16 protein-coding genes are annotated in these 16,601 nt (G+C 55.3%); 11 read left to right on the top strand and 5 right to left on the bottom strand.

Annotated features, from left to right (window positions below):
• Positions 1-22 precede the first annotated feature (22 nt).
• Together AC4LF3_RS12640 and AC4LF3_RS12635 are read right to left on the bottom strand one after the other, a co-directional pair.
• Positions 23-1,060 carry an AraC family transcriptional regulator gene (locus AC4LF3_RS12640; protein WP_404624776.1) on the bottom strand — a complete coding sequence of 346 codons (1,038 nt, stop codon included), beginning with the start codon at positions 1,058-1,060 and terminating at the stop codon, positions 23-25.
• Positions 1,057-2,052: a carbon-nitrogen hydrolase family protein gene (locus AC4LF3_RS12635; RefSeq protein WP_491835415.1), complete on the bottom strand. Its 996-nt coding sequence runs from the start codon at positions 2,050-2,052 to the stop codon at positions 1,057-1,059. Before AC4LF3_RS12635 ends, AC4LF3_RS12640 begins: the two co-directional genes overlap by 4 nt.
• A 217-nt stretch (positions 2,053-2,269) precedes the next feature.
• Between AC4LF3_RS12635 and AC4LF3_RS12630 the strand changes: the two genes are divergently transcribed.
• The 3 genes from AC4LF3_RS12630 (at position 2,270) to AC4LF3_RS12620 (ending at position 6,800) form a co-directional block, all read left to right on the top strand.
• The gene (locus AC4LF3_RS12630; RefSeq protein WP_491835414.1) at positions 2,270-4,303 is read left to right on the top strand and encodes an FAD-dependent oxidoreductase; all 2,034 of its coding nucleotides are present in this window, start codon (positions 2,270-2,272) and stop codon (positions 4,301-4,303) included.
• 221 nt (positions 4,304-4,524) lie between these two features.
• Positions 4,525-5,865: a chromosome partitioning protein ParA gene (locus AC4LF3_RS12625; RefSeq protein ID WP_404624773.1), complete on the top strand. Its 1,341-nt coding sequence runs from the start codon at positions 4,525-4,527 to the stop codon at positions 5,863-5,865.
• A gap of 29 nt (positions 5,866-5,894) precedes the next feature.
• The gene (locus AC4LF3_RS12620) at positions 5,895-6,800 is read left to right on the top strand and encodes a 1-aminocyclopropane-1-carboxylate deaminase/D-cysteine desulfhydrase (protein ID WP_491836290.1); all 906 of its coding nucleotides are present in this window, start codon (positions 5,895-5,897) and stop codon (positions 6,798-6,800) included.
• Between the two features lies 1 nt (position 6,801).
• Here AC4LF3_RS12620 and AC4LF3_RS12615 read toward each other — a convergent pair whose 3' ends face one another.
• Positions 6,802-7,695: a DUF1853 family protein gene (locus AC4LF3_RS12615; RefSeq protein WP_491835413.1), complete on the bottom strand. Its 894-nt coding sequence runs from the start codon at positions 7,693-7,695 to the stop codon at positions 6,802-6,804.
• 106 nt (positions 7,696-7,801) lie between these two features.
• On the opposite strand from AC4LF3_RS12615, the gene AC4LF3_RS12610 reads away from it, so the two are divergent.
• The 4 genes from AC4LF3_RS12610 (at position 7,802) to prmB (ending at position 11,499) form a co-directional block, all read left to right on the top strand.
• Positions 7,802-8,686, top strand: a complete 885-nt coding sequence (locus AC4LF3_RS12610) for an NAD(+) kinase (protein ID WP_010794926.1) — start codon at positions 7,802-7,804, stop codon at positions 8,684-8,686.
• Positions 8,686-9,657, top strand: a complete 972-nt coding sequence (locus AC4LF3_RS12605; RefSeq protein ID WP_197872258.1) for a metallophosphoesterase — start codon at positions 8,686-8,688, stop codon at positions 9,655-9,657. The genes AC4LF3_RS12610 and AC4LF3_RS12605 overlap by 1 nt, the downstream gene beginning before the upstream one ends.
• Positions 9,654-10,517, top strand: a complete 864-nt coding sequence (locus tag AC4LF3_RS12600; RefSeq protein WP_491835412.1) for a rhomboid family intramembrane serine protease — start codon at positions 9,654-9,656, stop codon at positions 10,515-10,517. The genes AC4LF3_RS12605 and AC4LF3_RS12600 overlap by 4 nt, the downstream gene beginning before the upstream one ends.
• A gap of 73 nt (positions 10,518-10,590) precedes the next feature.
• Entirely contained in the window at positions 10,591-11,499 is a 909-nt protein-coding gene (gene prmB, locus AC4LF3_RS12595) for a 50S ribosomal protein L3 N(5)-glutamine methyltransferase (RefSeq protein WP_491835411.1), read from the top strand.
• A gap of 16 nt (positions 11,500-11,515) precedes the next feature.
• On the opposite strand, the gene AC4LF3_RS12590 is transcribed toward prmB, so the two are convergent.
• Together AC4LF3_RS12590 and AC4LF3_RS12585 are read right to left on the bottom strand one after the other, a co-directional pair.
• Positions 11,516-12,625 (bottom strand): DNA topoisomerase IB, encoded by a 1,110-nt coding sequence (locus AC4LF3_RS12590; protein ID WP_185749680.1) that lies wholly within the window; start codon positions 12,623-12,625, stop codon positions 11,516-11,518.
• Between the two features lie 62 nt (positions 12,626-12,687).
• Entirely contained in the window at positions 12,688-13,770 is a 1,083-nt protein-coding gene (locus AC4LF3_RS12585; protein WP_491835410.1) for a patatin-like phospholipase domain-containing protein, read from the bottom strand.
• Positions 13,771-13,943: 173 nt separating this feature from the next.
• Here AC4LF3_RS12585 and AC4LF3_RS12580 point away from each other — a divergent pair, with 173 nt between their 5' ends.
• From AC4LF3_RS12580 to AC4LF3_RS12565, 4 genes are read left to right on the top strand one after another with little or no spacing between them, the layout of a single operon-like run.
• Positions 13,944-14,252: a PepSY domain-containing protein gene (locus AC4LF3_RS12580; RefSeq protein ID WP_019365781.1), complete on the top strand. Its 309-nt coding sequence runs from the start codon at positions 13,944-13,946 to the stop codon at positions 14,250-14,252.
• 14 nt (positions 14,253-14,266) lie between these two features.
• Entirely contained in the window at positions 14,267-14,566 is a 300-nt protein-coding gene (locus tag AC4LF3_RS12575) for a PepSY domain-containing protein (RefSeq protein WP_371106363.1), read from the top strand.
• Positions 14,566-15,231 (top strand): response regulator transcription factor, encoded by a 666-nt coding sequence (locus tag AC4LF3_RS12570; RefSeq protein WP_010794918.1) that lies wholly within the window; start codon positions 14,566-14,568, stop codon positions 15,229-15,231. The genes AC4LF3_RS12575 and AC4LF3_RS12570 overlap by 1 nt, the downstream gene beginning before the upstream one ends.
• Entirely contained in the window at positions 15,228-16,565 is a 1,338-nt protein-coding gene (locus AC4LF3_RS12565; protein WP_491835409.1) for a sensor histidine kinase, read from the top strand. Before AC4LF3_RS12570 ends, AC4LF3_RS12565 begins: the two co-directional genes overlap by 4 nt.
• Positions 16,566-16,601 lie beyond the last annotated feature (36 nt).

Raw genomic sequence — 16,601 nt, 5'->3', positions numbered from 1 at the left:
GCACTACTGCAAACATAAACGCTTAACCTTCCTTGCGAATAGCTTTGCGGAAATCTCCTGGAGTCAGGAGTGTCCAACGCTTGAACGCTCGCTGAAACGCAGCGGCAGAGGCAAAGCCAAGCACGTACGCCACTTCTCCAAAGCTTAAATCTGTATCACGAATATAGCTTATAGCAAGCTCTCGACGCGTATCGTTCAAAATATCCAGATAACGTGTTCCCTCATCTGCCAGCTTTCGTCGCAGTGTCCAGGCAGGCATCTGTAGACGCTTTGCAATTTCTTCAAGCGAAGGCTCTCCGTTTTTTAGCAGAGGGCCGAGTATAGATACGATACGCTCGGTTAGACTGTGTTGCCGTGTAATCTGCTGCAGCTCAGTTCTGCAGATATCCAGAAGCGCTTTCCAGGTGCCTGGAAAATAACTAAGACCTGGAAAGGCCAACGTCCTGGCATCAAGCATGATTGCATTGGTTTCTGCACCGAACTCCACCATGCAGCCAAAGCGTTCGTCGTAAGATGCCGTGCAGGAGGGGCGGGGATATTCGATCAGGACCCTGGTTGGCCTTACAGGATTACCTGTGATGTTGCCTAGCATTGCGATCCATCCAGACAGTACTTGGTCTACCACGAATCGGTTGTAATCGTTGTAAGGACTGATGGAGTAGAAGTGCATCCAGGCATGGCTGTCTTGGCGCGTGAAGCGAGACTGTCCACGGTAATTGCTGCCGTACAACAATTCATAATCCAGCAGCGTACGAGCGGCGTCTCCCAGTGTTGGTGCATGCAGGCTGGCTATGCCGGCAAGGCCCAGATGGACAGGCAGGCTCTGCTGGCCGATATCCAGTCCTAGAGCAGGCTCCTGGGTAAGTTGAATGGCAGCATGTCCCAGCCGCATGTATCGGGGAATGGACAGGCGTGCATTTGGTGTTGCAAACGTCGAGTCATCAATGCCGAAGCGGAGCAACAGCGTCGCTGGATCGTGACCTCTGACACGTACCGCGTTGGCCAGGGCGTAGACAAATCCTACTGATAAATCACCCAGGCGCAGGCGCTTTCGATTCATAGCCAGAGGTTTAGCAACTTGGCGCCGCCCTGTGGGGTATCGAGTGGCGTGAGAATCGGTTGCTCCTTGAGCATAAGCTTGCTCTGAGGCGTTGAGCGAAGCCCCCATGCTTGACCGCTGGCAAACACCTGAACGCCAGCATGCGCCCCGGTAGCCTGAAGTGCTTGGCGCATGTCCAGCGTGCTGCGCTCGCTCAGGGCGGGTATGACCAAAAGGTCCGTCTTTACGTTCGCCTGCATGTCAATTGAGTCGCTGCCTAGGATGACGCCTAGCTTACCGGCAGCAGTTTCGATGACTTGTGGCGTGATGCCAGGATGTTCTTTGCCGGATAGCCAGGGGCTGCGATACGGTTTTGCCAGTGGATGGCCCGTTGGATCAAACACTACGCAGGTTTTGTAGAGCTTGCCTGTGCCAACCCGTAACAGGCCTTCCTTCATGCGTGGAGAGGGTAGAACGATCGAGCCCGCCACAACAGTAACCGAAAACTGGCGAGCCAGCCCGCCAAACAGGATCTGATAATTTCCTGCCATATCCCAGGCTTTCATTCTCAGCAGGGCTTCATCGAATCGCTGATCGCTTTTTGATGCAAGCCAGGCACGGGTGAACTTGACGGGGTTGCTGAGGGCTAGCCACTGGCGAGCTTCGTTTAGCTGGGCAGTGTTGTAAACGATAGGTTTCTCGCCAGTAAGCATAAGCCCTGTTCCAATATGCTCGGGGAATACCACAATCGTCTTGTCATTGAGCAATCCCTCGCGCTGGGCTTTGGCGAGGTAGCCTTCAAGCTTCAGTCGCAGACGCTCAGGGGTCTGGTAGTCGAGTGCAAACAGCTCCGGCTGAATCGCCAGCAGGTTGCCGTGGCCCTTGGCTTCGCCTGCATTGATTGCCAGCTCGCTTCGCAAATCCGATAAATAATGAAAGGTCGGCCGTTGGGCTATCCAGCCTGCGACTGCAGCGAAGATGCAGATGATGAATAGAAATACAAACTTGCGCATTAAAGCTCCGCGTTGAACCAGGCGTGCCCAAGGGCTTGAACACTCTGGCTGAAAATTCCACGTCAGGGTAGGGAAAATGCCTTTAAAAGCCAAGCCGGGGGTGTGCACCATGGTTAATAAGTTGTCATTTACGGTGATTGAGTCTGCGGGACAGGCAGCTTATGTTTTTCCCATAACGTCCATAACAGGCTTTTAGCCATTGGCCTTGGAGATTCCCGTGACTGCCATTCATTACCCTCACCTGCTTGAGCCGCTAGACCTGGGTTTCACCCAGCTGCGAAACCGAACACTAATGGGATCCATGCATACAGGGCTTGAGGAGCGGCCGGATGGCTTTGAGCGCATGGCGGCTTATTTTGCCGAGCGTGCCCGCGGTGGAGTTGGTCTGATCGTGACTGGAGGGATTGCGCCCAACGAGGAGGGTGCGGTGTATGGCGGTGCGGCCAAGCTTACTACTGAGGAAGAGGCTTACCGCCACAAAACAGTCACTCAGGCGGTTCATGACTGTGATGGAAAGATCTGCCTGCAGATTCTTCATGCAGGACGTTATGCCTACACCCCAAAGCTTGTTGCCCCTTCGGCTCTTCAGGCACCTATCAATCCTTTCAAGCCAAAGGCACTGACTACCGAGGAAGTCTACAAGCAGATCAATGACTACGTCCGGTGTGCCCGATTGGCTCAGCTCGCGGGTTACGATGGTATAGAGGTGATGGGGTCGGAAGGATACTTCATCAACCAGTTTATCGTGGCGCGAACCAACCACCGTGAGGATGAGTGGGGCGGATGCTATGAGAACCGTATCCGCCTGGCTGTAGAAGTGGTACGGCAGATCCGGGAAGCAGTGGGTGAGGCGTTTATCGTAATCTTCCGTCTGTCTATGCTGGATCTGGTAGAGGACGGCAGTAGTCCGGAAGAAATTGTGCAACTGGCCCAGGCGATCGAGCGGGCTGGCGCCACGCTGATCAATACCGGCATTGGCTGGCATGAGGCGCGCATTCCCACGATTGCGACACTGGTGCCAAGGGGAGCATTCAGTCAGGTAACTGCTCAGCTGAAGGGTAGAGTGAATATCCCCTTGATAGCTACCAACCGCATCAATATGCCGGATATGGCAGAGCGCATACTGGCAGAAGGGCAGGCGGACATGGTCTCCATGGCGCGCCCGTTCCTGGCTGATCCTGAGTTCGTTATAAAGGCTGCTACAGGACGGGCAGATGAGATCAACACGTGCATCGCCTGTAACCAGGCCTGCCTGGATCATACCTTTGCGGGCAAACTGACCAGCTGTCTGGTCAATCCAAGGGCGTGCCATGAAACCGAGCTCAACTACAGCCCTGTCAGTAAGACCAAGCGTATTGCAGTCATTGGTGCAGGACCGGCGGGTTTGGCGGCAGCCACCATAGCAGCACAGCGGGGCCATTCAGTGACTCTGTTTGAGCGCTCCGAAATTATCGGAGGGCAGTTCAATGTTGCCAGGCGTATACCGGGCAAGGAGGAGTTCAACGAGACGCTTCGCTACTTTGGTAAACGTCTTGAGCTTACAGGCGTTACCGTAAGACTGGGGCACGAGGTACGGGCTGAAGAGCTGATTCAGGGAGGCTATGACGATATCGTTTTAGCGACAGGAATCGTACCGCGTACGCCATCCATCCCGGGTATTAAGCATCCGTCTGTCATCAACTATCTGGACGCCATATACGGACATAAGAACATTGGTGCACGGGTAGCGGTTATTGGTGCGGGAGGAATAGGATTTGATGTGGCTGAATTTGTCACTCATCAGGCGCATCTGGATACCTTGAGTCCGACAGCCTTCTGGCGAGAGTGGGGAATCGACACGACCCTACAGGCCAGAGGGGGAGTTACAGGTATTTCGCCTAAGCCTACACCCCCTGCTCGAGAGGTTTATCTGTTGCAGCGTAAGGCGACCAAGATGGGCGAAGGCTTGGGCAAGACAACAGGTTGGATTCACCGCACCAGCTTGAAACACCGTCAGGTAAGAATGCTGAACGGGGTGGAGTATCTCCGTATTGATGATCAAGGGTTGCATATCCGGATTGGTGAAGACGTTCGGGTTCTGGCCGTTGATACCATCATTGTCTGCGCTGGGCAGGAGCCCAAACGAGACCTGATGGATGCCCTGTCTTCGGCTGGACAGCGTGTGCATGTTATTGGAGGGGCGGATGTGGCTGCAGAGCTTGATGCCAAGCGGGCCATCAATCAGGGTGCCCGCCTGGCAGCGATGTTATGAAACCTGACTGCATGCACTGAAACAGCTTGCCAAACAATAATGTGCATAGGTGCTGAGTCGTTCACATAAGCCACCTAGTCTTTTAACTGAAAGGCCCTAGACTGTAGCAATGGGTTTAGGGCCGATGTGCCTTAAATAAATGTGTTGTGCTGTCCGGTTGTACGTCCGGTGCCAAGGCGCCTATGAGTCATGCGCTTTTCCAATGGGTCGAGGACTGCCCCATGAATACATTGAATAAGGCTCAACGAGCCGAAGCGGTGCTGTTCTTTGATGAAGAAGGATCAGTCATCAAAGAAATGCTCTATCACGAATTCGAAGCATTGCTGGATGCCTTCTTTGCATTGCCCCAATTCGCCCAGCGACGAGTTCGGCTGGCCTATGTGACGATCGATCTACAGCTGTGCATCCGATCAGGTGTATTTTTCTATCTGGATTTCACCCGTACGGGGGCTGCAGACCCCAATTGGAACATTCCGCTACGCGAAATGGCCGAGCGCGCCGGGCGTGGCCCGGATCTGGGCGCAGGACCTATCAGGCTTGCCTGTCGCAGTCAGTGTCCGATTTCCTGGCATCAGCCCAGCCTGTGGGACCCTGAGCTTGTCGCAGGTCGAAATGACCTGATTGAGCTTCGAGAATGCATCAAGCGTAATCAGCTTGGGCTGGCCCGTACCGAGGCTGTCGTTGACGAAGTCAAACCTGAACATCTTCATATGGCAGAAGAGCATCAGTGGTATGTTCAAGAGCCCTCTGCGTCGACTGTACATGTTGATCTGGCCAATCTCGAACAAGAGCATCAGGCAAAGATGGACCACCTTGTGCGCCAGCAGCGGCTGCGTATCCTCGCCCTGACGCGCAAGCATGAAGAGGAGCTGGTTCAGCTCAAGCAGGAAGCCGAGCACCTGCAGACTGCCTTGGCTGAGCAGGAGCGGATGAACGGTATGCTGATGAAAAAGCTGGAGCAGGAGGCCAGTCAGTATCGTTCGACTCGAAATGAGCTGACTCAGCAATTGCGAGCCCTGGAGAAAAACAGCGAATACAAGCTCGAGGCGTTCAAGATTCAATTCGAGGCCGAGCAGCAGGCCCGTATCGAAACGGCAGTAGCCGACTACAAGGAACAATTGGCCATCCGGGAAGTTGAGCTGGCTTATCGGGAGGAGCTGGATTCGCAATTGGAAGAAGAGCTCGAGCAGCTCAAGGCGAAATGTGCACGGCTTGAAGCGGGGAGTGGCAGCAAGCTGCTTGAAAGAATGGCAGACAGTGGCGTCATATTCGTGACTTACCAGCCTGGTGCAGGGCACATGACACTGTCACGCATGGATGTCATGCGGTTTGTTGAAAGCCCATTGGCTTACACAGCTATGCACTGCCGAGTGACACAACCGCATTACCAGCAATGGCTCTCTCATTACAAGCATCCTGTTTGCCAAAGGGCATTACCGGGCGGCACGCCGTGTAGTAAGCCGCTCCAACGTATTGACTCACCTCACCAGTTCATTCGAGGCGAGTCTGACTGCTGTCTTCAACATCAAACAGCGGCGTTTCTGAAAAACCAGGCAGGTTAGCATTGGACTTGTTGTTAAAAAGTCCACCGCTGGAAGAAGTTGCAACCATATGGCTTAGCAAGGCGGGAGTCCGACTGGCACTGCTTCGCCTTGATGAAGTGGACTCTCTGGTTTCCGGCAACAAGAGTTATAAGCTGGCGGCTTACCTCCAGCAGGCGCATATCGAACGGGCTTCAGGGTTGATTAGCCTCGGTGGCCCGCACTCCAATCATCTGCATGCACTTGCAGCTACCGGACAACGGCTCGGCTTGAAAACTGTAGGGCTCCTGAGAGGCGAGCCGCAGGGTACGCCAACAGTTGATGACCTGCGCAAATGGAAAATGGAGTTGCACTGGTTGGGTTACGGAGGTTATCGGGCCCGACGCGATGACGAGTTCTGGGGTGAATGGCTGGCACGTTACCCAGGCTATTTGCCTATTCCCGAAGGGGGCGGTGGCTCGCTGGGCATGCAGGGGTGTATACCTCTGGTTGCTTATATTAAGACGCAGCTGAACACGATTGGCTGGTCTGATTATGATGCGCTGTGGGTGGCTGTTGGTACGGGAACGACGCTTGCCGGTCTGGCTGTAGGAGAGGCTGGCAGACATCCTGTCATCGGGACGCTATCTGTCCCGCTGCGCTACAACGTTCCCGATCAGGTGGCGCGTTGGGTGCGCGAGGGGGGGCAACCTGATGCAGATATCCGTTGGCTCGATGCGAGTTTAGGAGGATTTGCACGTATTGATGCCGAATTGGCCAGCTTTATGGCCTCGTTCGAGACCGAAACACAAATACCACTCGAGCCACTTTATACAGGCAAGCTATTGCTGGCGCTTCGCCGTACGGTTGAAGCGGGCGATATTCCAGCCGGACAGCGTATTATAGCGCTGCATACGGGCGGTCTACAGGGGCGTCGGGCGATGCAGGACAACCTGTTAAAGCTGCTGAAGTCATAGATCAGTGTTCGGCCCTTTCCGGTATAAAAGGCCATGTCTCAGGTACCCAGAATAAACGGTGGTCTTCCTGACCTTCCTCGTCAAAGTGCACAAGTAACCGAGGCCAATGGGGCTCGACGTTGAAGTCGAATGGAGCATGTCCATCGTGTCGGTGTGCAGGCGCAAGCCAGCGCTGCTTGGGAAGTAGTTTCCATGCGCCTTCTTCTTCAGGCTTCGCTTTATCAAAGCGTTGCCACAAACCCCGCAAATGGTGTGGGGAGCAGCTGGGAAATGGTGTGGCACCCGCGGATGGATAAAACAGATAACCGCCCATCCATAGCCAGGGCTGGACAGAGGCGATATCGAGCGTTTTAAACAGAACGCGTGCTTCCGGAGACTGCGACAAGGGTAACTGTCGGTTTAGAAAATGACTCAGCTTGCGTTCGAGTCGATCTTCGCCACCTGGGCCCAACCATTCCGGTGATTGCGGAAGGCCCGTTGCCAGATAATATTTAACCGCTACTTCAAGGTGATGAACGCCTTCATCATCTCGGATCAGGAGATCAAGCTCGCCCAGCGTATGAGTCGCCGTACGGAGCGGTAGATTGGCTCCCAGCAACTTAACCCCAGGGGCATGGGTGAGGGCAAATTGCCAGAGCAATTCGTAGTACCGCCCAAGGCGGCGGTCGCTTCCCTGGGTAAGCCAGCCTGTCAGCAATGCAGGACTTCGATCAAGCTCATGGAGCCAATCGGCTAATTTGCCAGGTTTTGCTGTCCAATTGCTTGCAGCCAAGGGGTGACGTTGTTCCGCTCGGTCCAGGATGGGCGGAGAGGTGATTACCCAGGCTAGATCACGCACCGCTGGGTGGCGAAGCGTGTAAGGCAGTACGGCCAGTGCTTGGAATGGATTGCTCATCACTCAAGCATACGCCGAGTTGGACAAGGGTGTACGGTTTGCTGTGCCTTGCCGCTTGCCCGCATAATTTATCGACATTCCTGCCATAGAAGGGCTACGGCCGCGTATGGACTCTTTTCAGAAAATCGGCATTATCGGCCGTCTGGGCAGCACTCAAGTGCTGGATACCATTCGCCGGCTCAAAACATTCTTATTGGCGCGGCGCCTGCATGTGATCTTAGAAGACATCATCGCCGAGGTCATGCCCGGTCACGGCCTGGAAACCTGCTCACGTAAAACCATGGGCGAGGTCTGCGATCTGGTTATTGTGGTAGGAGGCGATGGCAGTCTGCTGGGGGCGGCACGTGTACTGGCGCGCCCGCGTGTACCTGTTCTGGGTATCAACCGTGGCAATCTGGGTTTCCTGACCGATATTCGCCCGGATGAGCTTGAGACCAAGGTAGCCGAGGTGCTTGAGGGGCAGTATATCGTCGAGACACGTTTTCTTCTGGATGCTTTTGTCTGCCGTGAGGGAGAAACGATTGGTCAGGCCGATGCTCTGAATGATGTTGTCCTGCATCCGGGCAAATCGACCCGCATGATCGAGTTTGCCCTGCATATCGATGGCAAGTTCGTCTGCGCTCAGAAGGCCGATGGGCTTATCGTCGCGACACCCACAGGCTCGACAGCCTACTCGCTGTCAGCCGGAGGGCCCATCATGCATCCCAAGCTGGATGCAATTGTCATCGTGCCGATGTACCCGCATACCTTGTCCAGCCGCCCCATTGTAGTCAGTGGCGACAGCGAGCTGAAAATCGTGGTCTCGCCGAACATGCAGATCTATCCGCAGGTCTCATGTGATGGACAGAATCATCTTAATTGCGCGCCTGGTGACGTCGTAACCATCCAGAAAAAGCCGCACAAACTGCGACTCATCCATCCACTGGATCATAACTATTACGAGGTTTGCCGGACGAAGCTCGGCTGGAGCAGCCGTCTGGGGAATGATTGATGCTTGACCCTGATCGTGGCTATGACCTGATAGGCGATATTCACGGCTGCGCTCATGTGCTTGAACGTTTGCTGGACCAAATGGGCTATCGCCGACACAACGGTGTCTGGCAGCATCCGCGAAGGATGGCGCTCTTTCTAGGGGACATCCTTGATCGTGGGCCTCATGTGCGAGAGTCGCTGCACTGCATTCGTGACATGGTGGAGGCAGGCCAGGCAATGTGCCTGCTGGGTAACCATGAAATCAATGCCTTGAGCTGGCACACGCCGGCGCCGCCAGAAAGCCACAAGCGATACGTTCGTGAGCATACCTCTCGTTACGAGCGGGTGATCCAGACGACCTTGGTGCAGTTCGATCACCATTCTGCGGAGTGGAATGACTTTCTCACATGGCTGTATGAGTTGCCCTTATATATCGATGCCGGACGTTTCAGGCTGGTACATGCCTATTGGGATTCGTCCCTGATTGCTGCCATTGATGAGGTCTATCCGGGTGGGTATATCGATGAGCGATTCATTCAGCAGTCGGCCATTCCGGGGAGCCTGGCTAATCGCGCCTGCTCTCGGCTGCTCAATGGCGTTTCCCTGCCGCTGCCCAACGGCATGAAAATGACGGGGCGTGATGGCTTCACACGCGGTCGGTTCCGAACCAAATTCTGGGAGGAAGACCCGCAGACATACGGCGATATTGTCTTTCAGCCAGATGGTTTGCCGGATGATGTGGCCTGCGAGCGGCTAAGTGAAACCGAGAAGTCCAGCCTGATGTGTTATGGCGTCGATGAGCCGCTGCTGTTTGTAGGGCATTACTGGCTCGACGGTCATCCTGAACCGATACGGCCTAATCTCGCCTGTCTGGATTACAGTGCCGTGAACAACGGAAAGCTGGTGGCGTATCGGCTGGATGAGGAGCATCGTCTGGATCCAAAGAAATTCGTCTGGGTCGATGTGCCGTCAACAGGAGGGGCGGAATGAATGCACAGCCTGCGTTACGTGTAGGACTCGAAACGGACCTGCTAGGGTTTACGCAATTACTCCGTCGTCTGCATATTCCTCACCGAGTGACTGAAGAACGCGATGCACAAGTGGTGTGGGTTACTGATCCAGGACTGGTAGACGAGGTGCGTAACCTGTATGCACGCTATCCGCAAGGGGACACGGCCGGTGAGATCTCTGATGTTCGGCCTGCTGTAACTCGGCCTGGCTTCAAGGAGCAGCTACGGGCAAGTCCTGTAACTGCAGGCGTCCTGATCATCACACTGGTCGTGGCTGCGATTACCTTGTTGGGCGATCGTTATGAGGTTGTTCGCTGGCTTACTTTTCTGGACTTTCGGCTTTACGATACGTATATCGAGTTCTATCCCGTCTCCTATACCCTTGAACAAAATCAGTGGTGGCGGTTTGTTTCACCCATGTTTCTGCATTTTGGCGTTTTGCATCTGGCCATGAATTCCCTGTGGTATTGGGAGCTGGGGCGCCGCATTGAGTTTCGTCAAAAGGGGTGGATGCTATTGGCGTTAACCGTCCTCTTTTCACTGGCAGCCAACCTTGTGCAGTACTGGTGGAGTGGCCCGGCACTGTTTGGCGGATTGTCAGGTGTGCTCTATGGCCTGCTGGGCCATTGCTGGTTATTCCAGCTGTTGGCACCCACCCCGGCGTATCGAATGCCAAAGGGCGTTGTCATCATGATGCTTGCCTGGCTGGGTATATGCCTGACCGGCGCCATTGATGTGCTTGGCTTTGGTGCCATTGCCAATGGCGCTCATGTAGGAGGTCTGCTGGCCGGCTGTGTAACGGGCGTTCTGGGTGGCCTGATTGCCAGGACGCGCCGCTAGACTGGAGGAGTGCATCTGACGTTTCGTGGGCAGAGCTGCAAGGCTACACTATGCCGCTGAAAAGGAGCCCTAGATGACCGAATCCCGTTTACGCACTCTTCGTGACTATATCCGTTGGGCGGTGAGCCGCTTCCACGCCGAAGGGCTTTATTTTGGCCATGGCACCGACAATGCGTGGGATGAAGCCAGGCAGCTGGTGTTAGGCGCCTTGCATCTGCCTTGGGAAATGTCTGACAGCTACCTGGATTGCCGGTTGGAAGATGATGAGCGCTACGACTTGAGCGTCCTGCTTCACCGACGGATTCAGGAGCGCATTCCGACGGCTTATTTGTTAGGCGAAGCCTGGTTTTGTGGGCTGCCGTTTATGGTTGATGAACGTGTGTTGGTGCCACGGTCACCGATTGCTGAATTGATTGATGCCCGCTTTGTGCCTTGGCTACCCCATGAGCCTGCTCGAGTCCTGGACCTCTGTACCGGCTCGGGATGCATTGGTATTGCCTGTGCTTATGCGTTCCCTAATGCAGAAGTCGCGTTGGCCGATCTTTCCTTTGATGCATTGGAGGTCGCCTGGCAGAACATAGAGCGGCATGACCTTGAAGACCGGGTTTATACCGTGCAAGGGGATGGGTTTGCTGGACTGCCAGGGCAGCGTTTCGACCTGATCGTGTCAAATCCACCTTATGTGGACGCAGAAGATTTTGCCGATATGCCGGCTGAATATCACCACGAGCCGGAAATGGGCCTTGCCTGTGGCTCAGACGGGCTGGATCTGGTGCGCCGAATGTTGGCTGAAGCCGCGGATCACCTCACTGACACCGGCACGTTGATCGTTGAGGTGGGCAATAGTCAGGTACACGTCGAAGCGCTTTATCCCGAAGTCGACTTTATGTGGCTCGAGTTCGAGCGGGGCGGTCACGGGGTCTTTCTGCTTTCCGCCAAGCAGTGCCAGGAGCATCAATCGCTGTTCCAGAGCCGCCTCTAGTAGGCGGCTCGAGTACCTAAGCTGCCTGCGTCTTCTCGACCAGGCGCTCTAAAAACATGAGCAGGGTGACTTCCTCTTCGCGAAGTCCCTTGCGTTTGCGCGGCTTGGGTAGCGAGCCGAGTTCGCCAGCCATAAATGCATCCATGACGCCCGGGTGGATATAACACTTGCGGCATACTGCCGGTGTGTTGCCCAGCGTACTGGATACTTGCTTGACCATCTCCTGAAGGTGCTTTTTGGCTTCAGTTTGAGTTTCGTAGCGCAGTGACTTGAGCGTAGAAAGAGCCAAGGCGCTGCCTGCCCAGGTGCGGTAATCCTTGGCAGTAAAATCGGCACCACTGAGTTCGTGCAGGTAGGCGTTTACGTCTGACGAGGTGACCGTATGCCGATCGCCATCTTCATCCAGATACTGAAACAAGTGTTGGCCGGGTAGCTCAAGGCAGCGCTTGACGGTACGTGCAAGCCTCGGGTCTGTCAGCTTGATGTTGTGCTCGACGCCGCTTTTGCCGCGGAAGTGAAAGCGAATCGTATTGCCGGTAACGTCTGCATGTCGGTTACGCAGAGTTGTCAGGCCGTACGATTTATTGCTTTTGGCATATTGCTGATTGCCTACGCGAATCAAGGTGGCGTCCAGCAGGCTGATAACGGTCGCCATGACCTTTTCCCGGTTCAGCTTGCGTTGCGCCAGATGCTCTTCTATCCGCTTGCGCAGTTTGGGAAGGGCATTGCCGAACTCCAGCATCCGTTCGTATTTGTCAGTGTCTCTGATTTCGCGCCAACGTGGATGATATCGGTATTGCTTGCGTCCTCGGGCGTCCCGCCCCGTTGCCTGTAAATGGCCACAAGGATCGGCACAGATCCAGACATCCGTATAGGCGGGTGGAATGGCCAGTTTGTTGATGCGGTCAATTTCAGCCTGATCGCGAATACGTTCGCCTTGGGCATCCAGGTAGATAAACTTCCCGCGCAGCTTTTTTCGCCGCAGGCCCGGCTGCGTGTCATCCACATAGTGAAGGTCCGAGGGTAGCGGGGGGCACAGGGCTGTACCTGTATCGTCGCGCTCGTCTCCAGGGGCGGGCAGCGTACCCTCGGCGGTCGGGGGAATAAATGAGGCACTCTCTGACATGAAAACACCGGCTGTGGACTGCTTTCTATGAAGACCGCAGGGCTAGTAGCCGGTTCGTCGCTCTAGACGAGAGGCAATATCTGATCCTTTAACCGACCGCTTTCGGCAAGCTCCAAAAACTCATCACCTAGCCGCTGGCTTTCCGCCATGGCTGTATGCCAGTGACGTTGCCGTGTGGCAGGGTCGGTTGCATAACGGGTGAAATCCTTGCGGTCGGGAAGCTTTCGACCAGGTAGCCGCTCAAGGTAAGACCGTGAGGGTGCCAGTAGCACCACATTTCGCAGGTTATGTGTATTGGCCTTGCGCCAGAAGATGCCCTTGTCGAACCACCCAGGAATGATGCGATCGATAAAATGTGGATAGAGCACAATGTTATTCCCGCGATAGGGAAGATCCAGATGGTAATCGAGCAGTCCCCCGTCACGGTAAGTACCGGAGCCAAAGCCAGGGATATCTGTTACGCCCTCCATGACCAGTGGAATGGAGCCTGACGCCAGCAACGACTGGCGAAGGTTGTCGGGGCGAAGCGCATGGTACTGCGTTGGGAAATCATTCAGTTCATCCAACGGCGGCGCCTGGCGCAAATCATGGGCCACGATACGGCTGAAATGGCGAATCAGACGAGACCGTGCTATCAGGTTGTCGCGGATCACAGCGCCCAGGCCAAGGCTTAATGTTCGGCGCTGGTCACTGGCCAGAGGGCCCAATGCCTGAACAATCATGATGTTCAGGCGATAGCCTGGTGCGGTCAGAATCGCCTCGTCACGCCCTCCCAGCAGTTCATCCAGCATGCTTTCGCAAATCTGACTGATCTGCCTGATTCCAATACCTTTGGGAAAATGCAATCCGGTATAGAGGTCGCCCAGCCGGCGTAATGAGTCTGCCGGATCCGGTAGGCAGACACATGCGGAGCGCCAGGCCCCAATGGATGCGCCAACCAATGCGCGCACCCGTGGTGAGCGAGGCAGCCATTCACCAAACAGCGCGATGTCTAGCCCTTGCAAGCCTAGTGCTTTCGGGCCGCCTGCTGCGCCCGGGATAATACCTACGTCTGCAGGTGACAGGCCCTGTTGGCGAATATTCGCCAGCGCCTGCGTGCCCGCGCGAATAACGAGGGAAGGAGATTTGATGTGAATAGCTGTCATGAGGACTCCATACGGACAGCCAGTATACAAACGCACCGCCGCGATGCGGAGCAGGTATGGCATTGATTGCGAAAGACCGTTGGGCTGACCATGTAGTTCCAAAATGAGATTAAGGCTGAATTAAGGCTGCCTCGTTAAGGTGAACTCACTGAATAACCCGTGAGGACATACACATGAAAGCACTGACTACATTGATTGCCGCTGCCAGCCTGACCGCCCTGGCCGGTGCGGCCCAAGCCCGCGACCTGGGACCTGACGAAGCGCTCAAGCTGCGTGATGCAGGTACCATCAAATCCTTCGACGTATTGAACAAGGCGGCTATCGCCAAGCATCCTGGCTCGACGACTCACGACACTGAGCTGGAAGAAGAATATGGACGCTATATCTATCAGGTTGAGTTACGTGACCAGAAAGGTGTGACATGGGATCTGGAACTCGATGCCGCAACGGGCGAAGTGCTCAAGGATGTACAGGACGATTGAGCCTGGGTAGCAGCATGATGAAAGGCCTGCTGGTATTGACATTGCTGTCAGCCAGCGGGCTTTCAAGCGCTCGCGACCTTGACCAGGATGAGGCGTTGCGGCTTCGTCAGGAAGGAAGAATTCGCCCTCTTGAGCAGCTTATCAACCAGGCTTATGCGCGCTATCCAAAGGCAACATTGCTGGAGGCGGAGCTTGAGGAGGAAGATGGTGTTTATGTCTATGAGATCGAGTTTCTGGTAGACAAGGGCGTTGTGCGCGAGCTGGAAATCAGCGCCACTGACGGTACGATTTTGAAGGACGAGGTAGACGACTGATGCGTCTGTTGTTGGTAGAGGACAGTGTTCCCCTGGCGGATGAGTTAATGGCCAGCCTGACACGACAAGGCTATGCCGTAGACTGGCTGGCTGATGGCCGTGATGCGGCATACCAGGGGGCAGTCGAACCTTATGACCTTATCGTACTTGATCTGGGACTGCCGGGGCGTTCTGGGCTGGATGTGCTCAGGGAGTGGCGCACGCAGGGACTTTCTACGCCGGTACTGATTCTGACGGCGCGCAGTGGTTGGGCCGAGCGTATCGATGGGCTCAAGGCTGGCGCCGATGATTACCTGACCAAGCCGTTCCACCCTGAAGAGCTTTCCTTGCGGATTCAAGGATTATTGCGGCGTGCCCGCGGGCTGGTGAATCAGCCGACATTGCAGGCTTCCGGCCTGAGCCTGGATGAGTCACGGCAATGTGTTAATCGCGGGGATGAAAGCATCGAGCTGACCGCCGCAGAGTTCAGGCTGCTGCGGTATTTCATGCTGCATGCAGGGCAGATCCTGTCCAAAAGTCATTTGGGTGAACATCTCTACGACGGTGAGAGCGAGCGTGACTCCAATGTCATCGAGGTGCACGTGAACCATCTCAGGCGTAAATTGGGGCGCGATATTATCGAGACACGGCGAGGACAGGGCTACCGCTTCGGGAAATCTGCATGAAGTCCATTCAGCAGCGATTGAGCATTGGCTTGGCCTCCGCTCTGCTGATATCCGGACTTTTATTGATACTGGGCGCACGCTGGCTGGTTGATACGGCGCTACGGGATTATCTGGGAAGCGGACTTCAGACAGAGAGCGAAAACCTCCTGGTGGCTATTGCGCGGGGGCCAAACGGGCTGCAGCTGGATGAGCAGCGCCTTAATCCCGCCTATCAACGACCATTTTCCGGGCGTTATTTCGAGATCGACATAGGAGAACCTCGCTGGCGCTCCCGGTCGCTCTGGGATCATGTGCTTGAGAGACCTACGCACGTAGGGCTGACCGGACATCTCGTCAATGGCCCCGGAGATCAGCGCCTCCTGGTCTATCGCGCGGATTATCAGCGGTTGGGGCAAAAGCTCAGCATTGTCGTTGCACAGGATTACAACCCGCTCCTGACCAGTTTCAGTCGAATGCTGCGTATAGGTGCCGGTATTGGGCTGGTTGCGTTAATCATAATCCTTTTTCTACAACGGATTACGGTAAGGCGCGCCTTAAAGCCACTTGAACGGGTCCGGCAACAAGTGGCTCAACTGCAACAGGGGCAGCGCAGCCAGCTGGATACGCAGGTTCCCCAAGAGCTTGAGCTGCTGGTGGAGCAGATCAATCATCTGCTGCGTCATACCGAGGATAATCTCAAGCGTGCCCGCCATGGCATCGGTAATCTGGGGCATGCATTGAAAACGCCTCTGGCCGTGCTGGTAAGCCTTGCGGAGCGGCAAGAACTGAGTGCGCATCCTGAACTGCAAAACATCCTGCGCGATCAGCTTGAGCAGATCCAGCAGCGTCTTGAGCGGGAGCTGCGCCGTGCTCGCCTGGCCGGTGACCAGCTTCCCGGTGTCTATCTGGACTGCGAGGCTGAATTGCCTTCGCTCTGCGCCATGCTCAAGCAGATCCATGACAACGACCTGACGATCTCCTGTCATGTGCCTTCCGGTTTGAAACTGCCCTGGGATCGCGAAGACTTGCTTGAATTGCTGGGTACGCTGTTGGATAACGCCTGTAAATGGGCGAGCAGCCAGGTAGAGCTGACGGTACTGAAGAAAGATGCCTGTTATGAGATCAGTATTGATGATGATGGGCCAGGTATCGCGCCTGAATCCAGACAGGATATTCTCGAGCGAGGTGCGCGTCTGGATGAGCGAGTCATGGGACATGGCTTGGGCCTTGGTATTGCGCGTGACATTGTGGACAGTTGCGCAGGTACGCTCAGCCTGGAAAGCAGTTCCCTGGGCGGGCTGAAAGTTTTGGTCCGGCTGCCGCTCCGAGCCTCCCGATCTGCTCCCGGTGATTGAGACCATACGGATAGAGCACTATCGATCGACCTTCAT

Source organism: Pseudomonas sp. C2.3V, from assembly GCF_058536325.1.
The sequence above is the reverse complement of the archived record's forward strand: the minus strand, read 5'-3'. Positions and strand labels throughout refer to the sequence as shown.